The sequence below is a fragment of the Poritiphilus flavus genome (assembly GCF_009901585.1).
Taxonomy (GTDB): domain Bacteria; phylum Bacteroidota; class Bacteroidia; order Flavobacteriales; family Flavobacteriaceae; genus Poritiphilus; species Poritiphilus flavus.
In genome coordinates this window covers 224,759-239,719 of record NZ_WXYO01000002.1, presented here as the reverse complement: position 1 = coordinate 239,719, position 14,961 = coordinate 224,759, and the positions used below count along the sequence as shown (strand labels likewise).

The 14,961-nt window shown below is 43.5% G+C and carries 16 protein-coding genes and 1 pseudogene; 6 read left to right on the top strand and 11 right to left on the bottom strand.

Features of this window, described 5'->3' with window-relative positions; all coding sequences use genetic code 11:
* Positions 1-2: 2 nt before the first annotated feature.
* Complete coding sequence (locus GTQ38_RS04550) at positions 3-431, bottom strand: Hsp20/alpha crystallin family protein (RefSeq protein ID WP_161434298.1); 429 nt, start codon at positions 429-431, stop codon at positions 3-5.
* 199 nt (positions 432-630) lie between these two features.
* Positions 631-1,032 carry a tellurite resistance TerB family protein gene (locus GTQ38_RS04545; protein WP_161434297.1) on the bottom strand — a complete coding sequence of 134 codons (402 nt, stop codon included), beginning with the start codon at positions 1,030-1,032 and terminating at the stop codon, positions 631-633.
* Between the two features lie 133 nt (positions 1,033-1,165).
* Between GTQ38_RS04545 and GTQ38_RS04540 the strand changes: the two are divergent.
* A pseudogene (locus GTQ38_RS04540) lies at positions 1,166-1,411 on the top strand (DUF1456 family protein); the annotation flags it as partial.
* A 134-nt stretch (positions 1,412-1,545) separates the two neighbouring features.
* Here the strand turns inward: GTQ38_RS04540 and GTQ38_RS04535 are convergent.
* From GTQ38_RS04535 to GTQ38_RS04520, 4 genes are all read right to left on the bottom strand, one after another.
* Positions 1,546-1,887 carry a hypothetical protein gene (locus GTQ38_RS04535; RefSeq protein WP_161434295.1) on the bottom strand — a complete coding sequence of 114 codons (342 nt, stop codon included), beginning with the start codon at positions 1,885-1,887 and terminating at the stop codon, positions 1,546-1,548.
* Positions 1,888-2,117: 230 nt separating this feature from the next.
* Complete coding sequence (locus GTQ38_RS04530) at positions 2,118-2,456, bottom strand: hypothetical protein (protein ID WP_161434294.1); 339 nt, start codon at positions 2,454-2,456, stop codon at positions 2,118-2,120.
* Positions 2,457-2,679: 223 nt separating this feature from the next.
* A complete protein-coding gene (gene sucC / locus GTQ38_RS04525; protein ID WP_161434293.1) occupies positions 2,680-3,873 on the bottom strand; it encodes an ADP-forming succinate--CoA ligase subunit beta in 1,194 nt (397 codons plus the stop codon).
* 682 nt (positions 3,874-4,555) lie between these two features.
* Positions 4,556-5,194 carry an LON peptidase substrate-binding domain-containing protein gene (locus tag GTQ38_RS04520; RefSeq protein ID WP_161434292.1) on the bottom strand — a complete coding sequence of 213 codons (639 nt, stop codon included), beginning with the start codon at positions 5,192-5,194 and terminating at the stop codon, positions 4,556-4,558.
* 161 nt (positions 5,195-5,355) lie between these two features.
* On the opposite strand from GTQ38_RS04520, the gene lysA reads away from it, so the two are divergent.
* Entirely contained in the window at positions 5,356-6,597 is a 1,242-nt protein-coding gene (lysA, locus tag GTQ38_RS04515) for a diaminopimelate decarboxylase (RefSeq protein WP_161434291.1), read from the top strand.
* 132 nt (positions 6,598-6,729) lie between these two features.
* Positions 6,730-7,191: a thioredoxin family protein gene (locus GTQ38_RS04510; RefSeq protein ID WP_394350960.1), complete on the top strand. Its 462-nt coding sequence runs from the start codon at positions 6,730-6,732 to the stop codon at positions 7,189-7,191.
* A gap of 68 nt (positions 7,192-7,259) precedes the next feature.
* Here the strand turns inward: GTQ38_RS04510 and GTQ38_RS04505 are convergent, their stop codons facing one another.
* A complete protein-coding gene (locus tag GTQ38_RS04505; protein ID WP_161434289.1) occupies positions 7,260-7,754 on the bottom strand; it encodes an arsinothricin resistance N-acetyltransferase ArsN1 family B in 495 nt (164 codons plus the stop codon).
* A gap of 126 nt (positions 7,755-7,880) precedes the next feature.
* Between GTQ38_RS04505 and GTQ38_RS04500 the strand changes: the two genes are divergently transcribed.
* Positions 7,881-8,204, top strand: coding sequence for an ArsR/SmtB family transcription factor (locus GTQ38_RS04500; RefSeq protein ID WP_161434288.1), 324 nt, complete (start codon positions 7,881-7,883; stop codon positions 8,202-8,204).
* 108 nt (positions 8,205-8,312) lie between these two features.
* Positions 8,313-9,191: a phosphatase PAP2 family protein gene (locus tag GTQ38_RS04495; RefSeq protein WP_161434287.1), complete on the top strand. Its 879-nt coding sequence runs from the start codon at positions 8,313-8,315 to the stop codon at positions 9,189-9,191.
* Between the two features lie 5 nt (positions 9,192-9,196).
* Here GTQ38_RS04495 and GTQ38_RS04490 read toward each other — a convergent pair whose 3' ends face one another.
* A complete protein-coding gene (locus GTQ38_RS04490; protein WP_161434286.1) occupies positions 9,197-10,120 on the bottom strand; it encodes an SMP-30/gluconolactonase/LRE family protein in 924 nt (307 codons plus the stop codon).
* A 100-nt stretch (positions 10,121-10,220) separates the two neighbouring features.
* On the opposite strand from GTQ38_RS04490, the gene GTQ38_RS04485 reads away from it, so the two are divergent.
* Positions 10,221-11,747 carry a CRTAC1 family protein gene (locus GTQ38_RS04485; RefSeq protein ID WP_161434285.1) on the top strand — a complete coding sequence of 509 codons (1,527 nt, stop codon included), beginning with the start codon at positions 10,221-10,223 and terminating at the stop codon, positions 11,745-11,747.
* Here the strand turns inward: GTQ38_RS04485 and GTQ38_RS04480 are convergent, their stop codons facing one another.
* From GTQ38_RS04480 to GTQ38_RS04470, 3 genes are all read right to left on the bottom strand, one after another.
* Complete coding sequence (locus GTQ38_RS04480) at positions 11,748-13,175, bottom strand: pyridoxal phosphate-dependent decarboxylase family protein (RefSeq protein WP_161434284.1); 1,428 nt, start codon at positions 13,173-13,175, stop codon at positions 11,748-11,750.
* A 116-nt stretch (positions 13,176-13,291) separates the two neighbouring features.
* A complete protein-coding gene (locus GTQ38_RS04475; protein ID WP_161434283.1) occupies positions 13,292-14,032 on the bottom strand; it encodes an ankyrin repeat domain-containing protein in 741 nt (246 codons plus the stop codon).
* Between the two features lie 98 nt (positions 14,033-14,130).
* Positions 14,131-14,835, bottom strand: coding sequence for an SIMPL domain-containing protein (locus GTQ38_RS04470; RefSeq protein ID WP_161434282.1), 705 nt, complete (start codon positions 14,833-14,835; stop codon positions 14,131-14,133).
* Positions 14,836-14,961 lie beyond the last annotated feature (126 nt).

Below are 14,961 nucleotides of genomic sequence, written 5' to 3'. Positions count from 1 at the left end.
TTTTATTTTCCTATTGATATCAACCTTTTGGGTTTTGGAAGTGCCTCTTCTTTTTTAGGAAGGACAAACTTCAGTATACCATCTTCGTAAGAAGCTTTTATCTTGTCTTCATCAATTGTTTCCGGAAGTGAAAAAGATCTCTTGAAACTGGTATAGGCGAATTCTTTTCTACTATAGTTCTCTTTTGAAACTTCATCCCTGGACTCCTTTTCAGCAGAAACGGTAAGTACATTTTCGTCTACCTCGATATTAAAATCATCTTTTTTCATTCCGGGAACCGCAAGCTCCAATTCAAATTCCTTTTCGTTGGCTTTGATGTTAACCGCGGGAAGTGTGTTTACATCTGTTTCTATCCCACCAAACCAATCTGGTTTAAGAAACTCGTTCATTAAAGAAGGAAAAAACAAACTATTTCTTCTAACTAAGCTCATATCTCAATATTTTAATTAAACTAAACTTTGACATTTGCTTTATCTAAGGCAAAGGCTATACCAACACCAAAAGACTGCCTTTTTGGCGTATTTAGAGGTTGTTTTGATGTCAAAATGTCCTGTTTGAAGAATGATACTACAGCTCGGGACTTAAATCGGGCCAGGATTGCCCTTTTCCGCGGGATTATATTCGTGAGAATTAGTTGTAGTGTGCCTTAAAAATACTGATAAGTACTTCCGGAGGTACGATCTTATTGGGATACTTGTGCATTATGGTGAGTACCTGTTCAATGGCCGAAGGCGGAAGCCCCATGCGGAGCCCAATATTGTGCAATTCACTCACTTCGATCTGATGTTGTTCCTGATCGACATTCATTAGAAGTACCAGGCGATGAAATTGAACGATGCGCTCAGCCTGTGTTTTGGGCATAATCTTTTCGACCTCCGTCTTGAAAAGGGAATCAAAAGTGGCCTTATCTACACCTAATTGGGTAGCTACGCCCAGCAGAAAGTCGTATTCTGAATCTTTGATAGCATGATCAGCCTTTGCAAAGGCGATCATTTCTGCCAAAATACTCAACTTCTCTTCGTAGGTACTCATTTATATTGTAGGTTTAGGGCCAGTTGCTTTATAATAACTATAAAAAAAAGCGTTTCGTATAAAAATAGGGAAATAATACGCTGATTGTTAACATCTTGACGAATTTCCAATAACTTGCTGAAAATCGAATAAAATGACGAATAACGATGTGCTTAAAAAGCTTCGTGTGGCGCTAATGCTCAGGGACGACGAAATTGTGGAGATTTTAAAACTGGTGGACTTTAGGATCTCGAAAAGTGAGATTGGGGCCTTCTGTCGTAGCGAAGGACATCCTAAATACCGGCCATGTGGAGATCAGGTATTGAGAAATTTTCTAAACGGCCTGGTGATCTATCTCAGAGGAACTAAAGACGAACCAAAGTCCCCAGGCGATGTATTGACTGCGGCCTTTAAATCCAAGGGCTTATCCCTTCCCGGGGGTCCACAGAAAAAATAGCTGGAGATTGGCATAAAAAAAGATCCTGAAGCCCGGAAAAACCAGGTTCAGGACCTCTCCCATTGTAACAAGCTGTATTATTCAACGATGCGCACTGGGACGCGGTATATCTTCCCCTCTCGGTAATCCTCCAAATTTACTTTTTGGTAGTTCAACCTGCTTTTAACAAAAGATTCCAACTGGTCATTGTCTGTTTCTACAGTAAGTACGACTATTTCCTTTTCTTCGTTTAGGGTGAACTTCACTTTAGCGGTCAACTCGTTGTTTTCTACGATAAAATTGTTATCATCCAGAAGATTTTCGATCTGTGCTGATAGTGATTTTGTTGGATTCTTGGGTTTAGGTTTCACGATGTTGGCATTCATGCTAACAGCGGAAAGAAGCATAACTGTGATTAGTAATACACTGAATTTTCTCATGACGTTGTTTGTTTAATGATTGTGATGATGAATTGATGATTTGATATAATAGACGATCTATTTTTATTAATGTTACAATGGGATTTCCTTTTAACATAAATTTATGTGCGTCTGTTTTACGTGGTAAAATTACTGGGGCTGGTAATGCTGGGCAAGATTTTAGCTTAGGTTTAACGCTTATTTAAAATGGGTAACGTATAGCAAACATTACCCATTTTTTCACTTATTTGTTATGCGGTTATCCTAAGCGGGATAATGTAACGCTTACCCTTTTCCAGGGGGGTAAAATCTACCTTTTTGTAGTTTAACCTTGCCTTAACAAATCGATCGAGTTTTTGGTCTTCCGAATCGACTTTGATAACAACAATTTCGTTATCCTCATTAATGGTGATAAGGATCTCCGCCTGAAGGTCTTCGTCCTCAGCAACCTCTATGCGATTGTCCTTTAATAATTTCCACACCTGGTAAGACAACCCTTTTTCTGATTTGGGCTTTTCCGGATCACTGGCAAAAATGCTTCCGGCAGTCAGTAGCATTGCAGCTACCATAACTACACTAAGTTTTCTCATGACATTGTTTGTTTAATTGTTAATGAATTGATGAATATGCATGAAAGACGCCTGGTAAGAATATGTGTTACATATAAATGCTACGTTTAACTAGAAATTAACTTGACATTGAGTCAATTTTATGATAATTCCGCAAAATTTGGCGTTCGGGCAATTATGGCGTACAAAAAAAGGGACCGAAATCAAAAGATCGTCCCTTTAGTGTTATGTTAGTGATCCGTGTTTAAGCAAGTACTTCCTTGACCTTGTCTGCAGCCTCCTGGAACTGCACAGCTGAGTGAACTGCTAAGCCGGAATTGTCTATGATCTCTTTGGCCAGTTCGGCGTTAGTACCCTGTAATCTTACTATGATTGGAACTTTGATCGCGTCACCCATGTTTTTATAGGCATCCACAACACCTTGAGCTACCCGGTCACAGCGCACTATGCCTCCGAAAATATTAATGAGTATTGCCTTAACGGCGGGATCTTTAAGGATGATCCTAAATGCCTCTTCAACGCGTTTTGCATCTGCGGTACCGCCAACATCGAGGAAATTGGCTGGCTCTCCACCTGCCATTTTGATAAGGTCCATGGTAGCCATAGCCAGTCCGGCGCCATTGACCATACAACCTACGTTACCGTCAAGGTCTACGTAATTAAGGCCTACGGCCCGAGCTTCAACTTCAATAGGACTCTCTTCCCTCAGGTCTCTCATTTCAGCGTATTGTTTTCTTCTGAAAAGAGCGTTATCGTCGATAGATACTTTGGCATCTACCGCCATGACCTTATCATCTGAAGTCTTGAGTACCGGGTTGATCTCAAACAGATTGGCATCACTTTCCACATAAGCTTTGTAAAGCGCACTTACAAAACGGGTCATTTCCTTAAAGGCCGCTCCTGAAAGTCCAAGGTTAAAGGCTACCTTCCGTGCCTGAAAAGGCAATAGGCCGGTAGACGGGTCGATCTCCTCGGTAAAAATAAGGTGCGGAGTTTCTTCCGCTACCTGTTCAATATCCATCCCTCCTTCTGTGGAATACATGATCATATTTCTACCGGTGCTACGGTTGAGAAGTACTGACATATAAAACTCATTGGGTTCGCTATCTCCGGGGTAATAGACATCTTCGGCGACCAAAACCTGATGCACCTTTTTTCCTGTAGCGGAGGTCTGCGGCGTTATCAGGTTCATTCCTATGATGGAACCGGCAATGGATTCGACTTCCTGAAGGTTCTTAGCAAGTTTTACACCTCCACCTTTTCCGCGTCCACCTGCGTGGATCTGGGCCTTGATCACATGCCACGAAGTACCCGTTTCCTGGGTCAACTGTTTGGCAGCATCTACGGCTTCCTTGGCATTATGGGCCACTATACCCCTTTGTACTCTTACTCCGAAACTTGCTAAAATTTCTTTTCCCTGATATTCATGAAGGTTCATAGGTCTGACTTTCTAAAGTTCGGAAGCAAAAATAGGAAACGGGCTTCATTTACCCTAATGAATTTATGGTAAAGAGTCCTGAGAAGTTTGGGCGGGATATGTTGATCAATATTCGGGGATGGATTTTAGGATTAAGGGATTTCAAATGAATACAAATGGGGCTTTGTGCCGCAACTCAGCGAGTATGATCAAAGCTGGAATATCCCATCAAAATGCCGGTTTGTTGCAGTAAGAAAACCTAAATTAAGAATGGGGTGGGGTTCGGACCCCAAAAAAAATTTCTGGAAATACCGGCTGATTGCGAATTGCAGTGGCTATGGGTAAATTGGTTGTGGGGAGGGGGCCTTGGCCCCTGGATCAGTAGGCATTTTGCAGTAGGCAGTAAGCAGTTCCCTTAACTTAACACTCAGCACTCAACACTCAACACTCAGCACTCAACACTCAACACTCAACACTCAACACTCAACATTTAAAACATATAAACTTGAACTTATACCTGCACTTTGTTTCCTATGCTTTTTAGTTGCAGTGTAAACGCCTAACTTATTTTTGGGGTGGGGTTTAGAACCCCAAAATTAGACTGGTTTCTCAATGAAAATGAGTTTTGAAGCTGAAATCACAAAGGAACTGAGATAAAAAAGATGAATATATTACCAGCGAAAGATGATCAAAACAAATAAAGCTAAATCTTGAAATCCTTGAAGTCCAAAGGATCAAAGTTCCGGAAATGCCCGTTCTGGTCAATTATGGCCTTGGTTCGATTCACCTCATTCAAAACCTGTATGGTTCCAATTAAATGAGATCGGATAAAACCAAGTCGCTCGCTTTCCCTGGCCAGTTGCAACAATTGGTACTCCTGCTCAAAAGAAAGTCCCATTTTATGCGCAAGGATGTAGCTGTTAAAAAGATCAATCGGAATTGGAGAAAAAGGCACATCCATAAGATTGTAAAGTTCCTCGAGCTTTAGCAAAACCTCTCTTTTGGCTGCCTTGTCACCGTCGTTGACATTGTCTAAAAACTGTACAATACCACCGGCATATAGCTTACCTTCCATTTCATTGTCAAAAGTAAGTACTTTAAATACCTGCCTGGCCACGCAGACCACATCCATGGCCCCTCCCTGATAGGTGTTGACTACCTCCACCAACTGCACCTCTGTACCATAGGCTATGCTATCATTGATGTAGACGGGGATACCAAAAGTGATCGCCTCAGATTTACAGTCGTTGATCAATTGCTTATAACGCTCTTCAAATATGTGAAGAGGGACTTTCTCTCCGGGAAAGAAAACGGATTGCAGAGGAAAGAAAGGTAACTTCATAGGTTAATTTTGCTTAAAAATACAAAGGCAAAAAGATTAGAGCAAGGGTAGTTTAATATTCCATTGTTATAAATATAACTATTTGTTGTATTTTTATATAATTGCACATTATTTTGCGCATTAATAGGAAGAAAACTAGTTTTGTTTGAAATGTACTGATTATGCGATCTACAGATCTTTTAAACATTGCAAAGAAATTTGGAGACCCGGTATACGTCTACGATTCGGAAAAGATCATTTCCCAATTCAACCGGCTTACAAATGCCTTTAAAAGTGTAAAGAATTTAAAACTGAATTACGCCGCCAAGGCGCTTTCCAATCTCAGCATACTCCGGTTGATGAACAGCCTGGGTAGTGGACTGGACACCGTATCTATACAGGAGGTAAAGCTCGGCCTGTTGGCCGGTTTTAAGCCGGAAGACATCATATTTACGCCAAACGGGGTTTCCCTGGAAGAGATTGAAGAAGCGGCAGCGCTTGGAGTTCGAATCAATATTGACAATCTCTCCATTTTGGAACAATTCGGTAGCAAACATGCTGATATTCCTGTTTGTATCAGGATCAACCCGCATGTCATGGCCGGTGGAAATTCCAACATCTCCGTCGGGCACATCGATTCCAAATTTGGCATTAGCATTCATCAGATACCCCACCTTTTAAGGATTGTAGAACTTACCGGTATGAATATTAACGGAATTCATATGCATACCGGAAGTGATATTCTGGATATCGATGTATTCCTTTATGCCTCGGAGATCCTCTTTGAGACAGCAAAGCATTTCAAATCCCTGGAATTCATTGATTTTGGTAGTGGATTTAAGGTTCCCTATAAGGAAGGCGATATTCAGACCAACATCGAGGAATTGGGGCAAAAGCTCAGCGGCCGGTTTAACGAGTTCTGTAAAGAATACGGGCGGGAGCTGACGCTAGCGTTTGAACCAGGCAAATTCCTGGTGAGCGAAGCCGGCTATTTCCTGGCTAAAGTGAATGTGGTAAAACAAACAACTTCCACTGTTTTCGCAAGTGTCGATTCAGGTTTCAACCACCTTATCAGACCCATGCTTTATGGCGCTTCCCATCAAATTGTCAATATTTCTAACCCCAAGGGTAGGGAACGCTATTATTCTGTGGTCGGATACATTTGTGAAACAGATACTTTTGGGAATAACCGAAGGATCAGCGAAATATCCGAGGGGGATATACTCTGCTTTCACAATGCCGGGGCTTATTGCTTTACTATGGCCAGCAATTACAACTCAAGGTTTCGGCCTCCGGAAGTGCTCTGGCATAATGGAAAAGCCATTCTAATAAGGGAAAGAGAGACATTTGACGACCTTATCCGCAATCAGGTCGACGCCAAGGAGCTCTTTGAGCCAAAGAAGGCCAAAGAAGCGGTGAAATAAAGATGTAGAATTTTCGTTATTTTTGGTATAGTTATTGGACTAATACCTAAAACAGACGGTATGAAAACACAAACCCAATCTTTTTTAACCTTATTGCTGATACTTTCATTGTCTCTTACGGGCTTTCAAAGTATGGCTCAGGAGGTTCAGTGGCTCAGTCTGGAAGAGGCTGCGGCCCTGGCCCAAAATGACAAGAATCCGAAGAAAGTCTTTATCGATGTCTATACCGACTGGTGCGGGTGGTGCAAAAAAATGGATAAAGATACCTTTCAGAATCCGGAGGTAGCCAAGTATATGAACAGCAACTTCTATATGGTGAAACTGGATGGTGAAGGAAAAGATCCCATCGAGTTTAAAGGTAAGACCTATAACTATGTGCCTTCTGGCCGAAGAGGATATCACGAAATCGCAGCCGCTCTGTTACAAGGTAGGATGAGCTATCCTACAGTAGTTTTCCTGGATGAGGATTTGAATATGTTATCGCCTGTTCCAGGGTATCAAAAACCTAAACCCTTCCTGAACATCGCCAGGTATTTTGGGGATGACATCTACAAGGAAAAGGACTGGAAAACCTATAGCGAGGACAGCAAATAACTTTTGGTTCGTTGTGCGCCGAATGCCGTGGGGATGAAAATCCCCTACCCTATTGCAATTGGCGAAGTTTAGCCGGATTCATGGATGCTTAATTGCCAATAACCAACATCGATCCATCGCCCGAATTTATACCCCACTTCCTTAAAGTGCGCTACTTTTTCATATCCAAATTTTTCGTGCAAACGCTGGCTGGCAGCGTTTGGCAAAGAGATCCCTCCAATTACCATACGGATGTTCTGAGCTTTAAGCTTTTGCAGAAGGGCACTGTACAATTGTGAACCTATACCTTTTCCTTTGACATCCGCTTTGAGGTAAACCGTACTTTCTACCGAATAACGGTAGGCAGACCTAGGGTTCCATTTAGACGCATATGCATAGCCCATGATAGAGCCGGAATCCTCGTAAACCAGCCAGGGGAGTTCAGGAACCACCGCGGATATCCGCCTTTCAATATCCGCAGCTGTCACGGGCTCTTCTTCAAAAGTGGCTATGTCGTTTTTAATATAATGATTGTAGATGGCAGCTATATCATCAGCATCCGCCCTGACAACAGTTCTGATCATGTCCGTCTCCTGGTTTAAGTTAGTAATAGTTATTTGGCCAGTTTGAAGTTAGTAATTTAAGTACATCTTCGGTTATTCCAATCCGGCCTTTATGAATATCGTATATTTGTATTAAACAGAAATTCTATGAGAATCCGCGCTGCCATATCCAGTAAATACATCAATGAAACAGATATTGAGATGGCAGAAATTGCCAATGCCCTTGCCCACCCTTTAAGAGTTGCTTTGGTCCGTTATCTCGGTACCAAAAACAGCGGTAAGGGTGTAGACAATGTGACCTGCAATAAGGACCTCGTAGAGCTCTTTGATTATTCACAGTCCACTATTTCGCAACATGTAAAAATATTGAAGGATGCAGGCCTTTTCATTACGGAAAGTAAGGACAAATTCACCTATTACTACCTCAACAAAGAGCTACTGAAGAGATTTGGGACCTTCGTCCAATTATAGACACAAGCTCCGGAATAATGCTAATTTGATGTTAAAAACCAAAATCGTACTTCCTTTTTATTAAATTCGTATATCGCTAATAAACGATTTTAAATAAATATGATTTCTATGATAGCCAAAACCTTTTTGACGAGCCTGCTGTTATTACACCTTTCAGCTATAGCGCAGGAATTACATCCTCTTGAACCCGTTCAAGGACATTACAAGACCTTACAAAACCTCAGTGCGGAACCCAACCCACAGCGTGCCGACCTGGATGCCATTGCTTTTCCTCCTTCGGACTACAGCAGCGGAACGCTTATCTATACCATGGTATCCCCGGAATACCTGACTCCTGAACAGCTTGAAGAACTAAAACTATCGGTGAAATTTCCGGCTAATAGTTCGGATCAGACCAGGGCAGAACTGGATTTCTTGCTGGAGTGGCAGGAGAAACGCGGCCCTGAGCAGGAGAGTCGTTCCACGAATGTGCTTGCTCCTATTGGGTATTGGCCTCATGTCAATCTGTTGTCAGACCATCCTCGTCATCAGGAGAATTTAAACAATCTTTTCTATGAAGGACGCGCTGTTTTTGGTGAAAGCTGTAATGCGGATAACTATCCCAAAACCGCCAAACTGCTTGAGGGGGTGACCCGGGATATGCGAATTATGGAATTTACGTTAAAGTACCATTTGTTGAGGGCCAGGCCCTATCATCTGGAACCGGAACTAAAACCCCTGGCAAGAATTTCTTCTCCTTCTTTTGCAAGCGGGCATACACTATGGGCTTATATCCATGCATTTACCTGGAGTGAACTTGTCCCTTCCAGGCGAAAGGCCTTTTTAGACCTGGCCTACGAAGTTGGAGAATCCCGTGAAATTATGGGGATCCACTACCCCAGTGATGAAGAAGCCGCAAGGGTCCTGGCTCATAAAATGTTAACAGCAATGCTTAAAAACCCGAAATTCACAACGGATCTTGCGGCCGCCAAAGCCGAATGGAAGTAGCAATTTCATTGAATTTTAACCACGGAGATGCAATAGCTATTGCTTTCCGAATTACCTCTTGGCACATAGATCGCCGACTTGGAAGGTACATATTCCAGGTCCCCGAAGTAAAGGGAATCTGAGCTCAAAAGCTCAATAGCCTGAAGTGAGGCATCCATTTGCCATAAAGCGCTTGAACCAACAGTGCTGATAAAATAACCTCCCTTGCCGTCCGGCCAAAGACCATCAATGTCCTCAATGGCCGGTCGAGTTTCCAGTTGGGTGATTTCCCTGGAAGTCTTATCAATTGTGGTTAAGTGGAAGCCGCCAACAAGGAGGCTTTGTTCTCCTGCGGATATTCCATTAGCCCATTTAAGCAGTTCCGCATCGGTAAGCCAAACCTCTAGTTGATCCTGGCTTACTTTAAAAACAGCATGTACTGCCGAAGCACTGAGGTATACTTCGCCCTGCGGGCTGATACTTACATCATTGATTCCGGAATTAGGTAGAGGTTCCTGCAATTGATCAATGACCTCGGCTGTCTCGGTATCGATGATCTTCAAAGAATTGACATCCGCAACATACAGCTGATCCTTATGAATAGCCATTCCGGTAGGCCTGTTAAGTCCACTGACCCATTTCAGGCTGATCAGTTCCCCACTTCCGGATATTTTGGAAATAAAACCCTGATCCCCTGGAGCATAATCCTTCCCGTTTGACACATAGAAAACGTCCTTTAATTCGTCATAAACAATACTCTCTGGCCTTTCCAGTCCCTGGTTTGGCAGGATATTGTAGTGATCGGGCATAGACGTTCCCGAATCAGATTGGGAGTTTTTAGAGCTTTTAGAACCGCATGCGGTAATGAAGATAAGACAACAGCAAGAGTAGATTGAAAGGGTAATAGCACCCAGACACGACTTACCAACATTTAGATTCCTTCCTCGCATAGACAACCAAAATTTCGGACTGCTTAAAATTAACAAACTGTAAATACTTCTGCATCATATTATCAATTAAATTCGTATATAGCTAATAAACGATTTAAATATGACTTGGAAAACTACCTTATTTAGCCTCCCCATTCTTTTTGTTGTTTTGATTTCCGAATGCCAGGAAACTGTTAGTCCAAAAACTGAGGATCACGACCGGAGCGGTTCTGTTTTCACTTCTGTGACAGCGGGCCGTATCGCTACCGACGGCGGACTTTCCAGGGGTGTGGCCTGGGGAGATTATGACGGGGATGGAGACCCGGATCTCTATGTTGCCAATTCCAACGGGCAGTGGAATGCCATTTACCGAAACAATGGTGACGGTAGCTTCAAGAAAATGACTGATGACAACGGAGATGTGAAGGTAATATCTGAGGTCGTTAAACACGGTGGGAATTCCCAGGGAGTGAACTGGGTAGACTATGACGGTGATGGTGATCTGGACCTTTATGTGGTAAGTCGTGGGAGCGAAGGGAACTTTCTTTTCAAAAATATAGATGGATTGGGATTTAAAAGGATAACAGACAGTCCGCTAACCGATGAGGGTATTAGTGCTTCCATGGCCTGCTGGGTGGATATAGAAGGAGATGGAGACCTGGATGTATTCATAGTGGCTTCGGGAAGCGGTAGCAATCTGGCCTTTAGAAATGATGGTGAAGGAGTATTCGTAAAGATGGAAGATAACCCACTGAGCAGCGGCAGAGGAAGGGGTCGTGCCTGTGGCTGCGGAGACGCCACTGGCGATGGATTACCGGAATTCTATGTGGCTAATGCCCAAACTACCAATGACTACTACATCAACCTTGGCAATTGGGAATTCAAAAAGGTATCTGAGGGGCATGTGGTTGAAGACATAGGTTATTCTTATGGGGTTTCCTGGGCGGATTATGACGATGATGGGGACCTGGACCTGTTTCTCGCTAATTTCGACAAGAAGAACTTTCTATATCGCAATGATGGCAACGGCAACCTCTCTCCTATTCTCGAAGGGCCGGTCTCCCAGCAAACCGGCGGAGCGTCTAAAGGGCACAGCTGGGGGGATTATGACAATGACGGGGACCTGGACCTTTACGTAGCCAATGGCACCTATAGGCCAGATATGTACAATTTCTTCTACCTGAACCAGGGAAATGGTCAATTTGTCCAGGATTTTTCCGGGCATTTGAAAAAACATGCAGATACCTCTGCGGGAGCAGCTCATGCCGATTTTGACCGGGATGGAGACCTCGATATTTTTGTAGCCAATTGGGGAAGTGGAGACCAGGTAAACCGATTTTACGAAAACACTACCCAGGGCAAGAACTGGATCATGATAAGGCTTGGCGGAGCCAAGGGCAATTCTTATGGTATCGGCGCAAAACTAAGCCTATTTGCAGACCAGAAGGTCCAATACCGATGGATGCTTCCGGTGACGGGCTATGGAAGTCAGAATGACTATGAATTACATTTCGGCCTGGGTAATTCCACAAAGATTGACTCTCTGAAAGTTCAGTGGGTCTCCGGAGAGCAGGATGTGTATTACGAACCTGCTCCCAATGCTCACTATCTCGCCGTGGAGGGTGGAGAGCTCAAACCTATGGAATAGCTAGATTTCCGTCTTTTCGCAAAGCGTCCGAATGGAATCGATCAAATCCTTTACAACCAATATGGTGGTTTCAGGACTCATGAATACAAGCCTCAGGTATCTTTTTCCTTTGAATATCGTGGTTGTAAGATAAAAATCTCCCTTGGCGATAAGTTCTTTTCTGATCTCTATTTGAGAGGCTTCCTTATCCAGGTATTCAAAGCAGAGGATATTACTCTGAGGCCTTACCGGACAGGCGAAGTCTGGCTGTTGCTGAATATAATCATATGCCGCCAGAGTTAAATCGTATTGACGATCGATAAAACTGGCCATTCCTTCCTCTCCTATCGCGGCCAAAACAAAAAACAGCTTCTCTCCCAGGCCGGATTTTGTAGTCTCAAGCATTCTGTTGATAAAGTCAAAACCCGGTTGTTCTTTTTCGTGAAACAAATAGCTGGCATTTTCCCCTACGAAAAGGCCGCCGTCCAGGTTTCTGTGATCCTTCACCAAAAGTGCGGCACACAAAGAAGGGGCCTGCAATAGCTTATGGGCATCCCATACCAGGGAATCTGCACGCCCAACCCCATCGAGGCGATATCTGAATTTATCTGAAAGCAGGGCGCTGGCTCCATGCGCACCATCAATATGCAACCATAGATGGTGTTGCTCACAAAAATCCGCTATTTCATCGATGGGGTCGTAAATCCCCGCAGGGGTACTACAGGCATTGGCAACCAGGGCCATAGGGCGCTTACCGTCTTCTATTATCCGCCCGTAGGTTTCCGGAAGTCGATCAGGGATCACAGCACCTTCCGAATCTACTTCCAAAGCGTAAATTGCCTTGGAACCCATACCCAATATACCGACAGCCCTGCTAATGGAATAATGACTTTCCGAAGGCAGTAATATGCACAATTCCGAAGGGCTTCCCTCGGTCCAGGTTTCAGGAGCACATTTGGATCGGGCAAGGATCAGGGCGGTAAGGTTAGCCAGTGAACCTCCGTTAACCAGCACACCACCTCCATGACCATACTTGTTCATTTCATCTGAGCACAAGGGAGCCGGGGTCCAACCTATCTTACGGAGCATCCAGTTGATCAGGTAATACTCCATGCTTACAGAAGCCGGACCCATTTCATAAATGGAAGTCACATTGTTGGTAAATGCATTAATAAACGTTCCAAGAGCAGCGGAATAATGTGGGGCGGCACACTGATGCCCCAGATATCTCGGATGGTGCAACCTGGTATTAAGCCTCAGGTATTTTTCGAGAAATTGCTCCAGATCCGGCCCGTTCAGTCCACCTTTACCCAGGTATTTGTCAAATTCCAACTCCCGCATTATGTGGCACATTTGCTGCTGTTTGAGAACAGGCTCATCCCCATTTACTGATTCCTTGTAGAAATTTTCCAGGGCCTTACCTACCAGTTTGAGATCTTCAGTGAACATATTATATCGTTTATTGCTAATATACGATATAATAACAAATAGCTACCAAAATCTTTTATGTGATAATTCCGAAAAAGGACCAAAAAATGCGTCAAACAGTGAAGTTTCGACCCCAATTACTGGCTTGTGTTCTCGGGTAGATAGTCGCCAAAAAGATTCCAATCCATGGCATTCCCCCATCCCTGCCCGTGATCGCTGGTATTTTTCTCCACATGGCCTTCTCCAATCCTGTGCTCTCCGAATGCCAGAAGTGATAGAATGGATCCCGGCCTCAAATGTCGACTTGCCCAGCTCAAAGGAGAGTCCCCATAGGCATCCCGGGCCTGCTTATCTGCGCCATGATCCAATAGATATGCAATAGTTCTTTCATCCGCATAAGCTGCTGCCCGGTGAAGCGGGGTTTCACCTGCTGTTCGCACATCGCGCATAAACGCCCCGGTCTCTATACCGCTTATCGTTTTGACATTAACGTCAGCCCCATTTTCTACCAGTAATTTGACTGTATAGTAGTAAAAAGGCCTTCCGGCCTTGGCTGTAGCATTGTGTAAGGGTGTTTCGGCTGTTTTGTCAACCTTGGCATTCACATCAGCTCCCTGTCCTATAAGGAAATCGCAGATCTTCCAATGCCCAAAGAAGGCCGCATTCCCCAATTCCTCATTTAGATCAATACTGCTTAAGTCTCCTCCTTTATTTATAACTGCACGGATGGCACTCAAATCGTCATAGTAAACCAACCATTGCAGTAGTCTTACCGGTCCCTGATGAAGCAGATCTTTCCACTCAGGAAGTTCGAACAGTTTGAATATAAAATCCGTTCTCCCGGCGCTGATCGCAGCCAAAATCTGGTCCGACTTCATAACTTGATTTTGTTAATACCCTTACCTAAAAATAACCAAAATTGGCCGTAGTCCACTTATTCGCGCTACGCAGTCCAAAAATTCACCTGGTTCTTTACTCAGAGGATTTCAAAATAGACGGTAACACTACTCTCCACGGTGATCTTTTCGAAATCAATATCCAGGGGTTGAAAATCACTTTCCTGCATTGCCTTGTCATAAGCCATGTTGATACCCCGTGCACGAGTATTGAAAACACCCCTGAGGTTGGTATTCATATCGCTGATGTACAATGCTTTTCCCGCCTTCTGATCCAGGGGTTTCAGCAATGCCTCGGCCTGGGTTTTTGCTTTGGCCACAGCCTTTTCCCTGAGCTCTATCTTGAGTTCCTCCAATTTAGAATATTCCGTCTTTGCCAGCTGTACGTTGGAAATATCGATAGATTCCAATCCAAGGATGACTTTTCCGGCTGTTTCGGCATCGTACACCAGAAGCGTATAAGATTTGTTTTTTAAGACATCCTTTTTGCGCAAAAAGTACTTTTGAAAGTTGCTGGCCAGATCTTCCAGGGTCAACTGTTTTTTAATATCGATACCCAGCGACTGTAGTTTGGCCGCCATTTTGTTTTCCAGTTCCTCCACAGAGGTTTTTCCCTTGGTATCAGCTTCTGTAATTAAAATAGAGAGAAAAATTTTGTCCGGGACTACCGTTGCAGTGTATAAGGCCGAGGTTTCCAGATAAGGTTTATCAATAAAATTCTTGGTCTGCGCATTTCCAATAAAAACGGTGGCGCAAAAAAACATAAGGAGTGCTATTCTTTTCATGGGAATTGTTTTAGTTCTGTTTCACTTCTGCGAAGTTAAGGCGGTCCAAGCTGAATAAAAAGTTGAACTGAGGAAGTCCACACTTTGGTTTAGGGATTAAAGTTTCTTAATTAGGATATGCCACAG

Coding starts and splice junctions, on each gene's coding strand:
- GTQ38_RS04520 (WP_161434292.1), bottom strand. CDS start 5,194: ATGAAGTTACCTTTCTTTCCTCTGCAATCCGTTTTCTTTCCCGGAGAG.
- GTQ38_RS04550 (WP_161434298.1), bottom strand. CDS start 431: ATGAGCTTAGTTAGAAGAAATAGTTTGTTTTTTCCTTCTTTAATGAAC.
- GTQ38_RS04530 (WP_161434294.1), bottom strand. CDS start 2,456: ATGAGAAAACTTAGTGTAGTTATGGTAGCTGCAATGCTACTGACTGCC.
- GTQ38_RS04510 (WP_394350960.1), top strand. CDS start 6,730: ATGGCTCAGGAGGTTCAGTGGCTCAGTCTGGAAGAGGCTGCGGCCCTG.
- GTQ38_RS04545 (WP_161434297.1), bottom strand. CDS start 1,032: ATGAGTACCTACGAAGAGAAGTTGAGTATTTTGGCAGAAATGATCGCC.
- GTQ38_RS04490 (WP_161434286.1), bottom strand. CDS start 10,120: ATGCGAGGAAGGAATCTAAATGTTGGTAAGTCGTGTCTGGGTGCTATT.
- GTQ38_RS04485 (WP_161434285.1), top strand. CDS start 10,221: ATGACTTGGAAAACTACCTTATTTAGCCTCCCCATTCTTTTTGTTGTT.
- GTQ38_RS04505 (WP_161434289.1), bottom strand. CDS start 7,754: ATGATCAGAACTGTTGTCAGGGCGGATGCTGATGATATAGCTGCCATC.
- GTQ38_RS04475 (WP_161434283.1), bottom strand. CDS start 14,032: ATGAAGTCGGACCAGATTTTGGCTGCGATCAGCGCCGGGAGAACGGAT.
- sucC (WP_161434293.1), bottom strand. CDS start 3,873: ATGAACCTTCATGAATATCAGGGAAAAGAAATTTTAGCAAGTTTCGGA.
- GTQ38_RS04495 (WP_161434287.1), top strand. CDS start 8,313: ATGATAGCCAAAACCTTTTTGACGAGCCTGCTGTTATTACACCTTTCA.
- GTQ38_RS04535 (WP_161434295.1), bottom strand. CDS start 1,887: ATGAGAAAATTCAGTGTATTACTAATCACAGTTATGCTTCTTTCCGCT.
- lysA (WP_161434291.1), top strand. CDS start 5,356: ATGCGATCTACAGATCTTTTAAACATTGCAAAGAAATTTGGAGACCCG.
- GTQ38_RS04500 (WP_161434288.1), top strand. CDS start 7,881: ATGAGAATCCGCGCTGCCATATCCAGTAAATACATCAATGAAACAGAT.
- GTQ38_RS04480 (WP_161434284.1), bottom strand. CDS start 13,175: ATGTTCACTGAAGATCTCAAACTGGTAGGTAAGGCCCTGGAAAATTTC.
- GTQ38_RS04470 (WP_161434282.1), bottom strand. CDS start 14,835: ATGAAAAGAATAGCACTCCTTATGTTTTTTTGCGCCACCGTTTTTATT.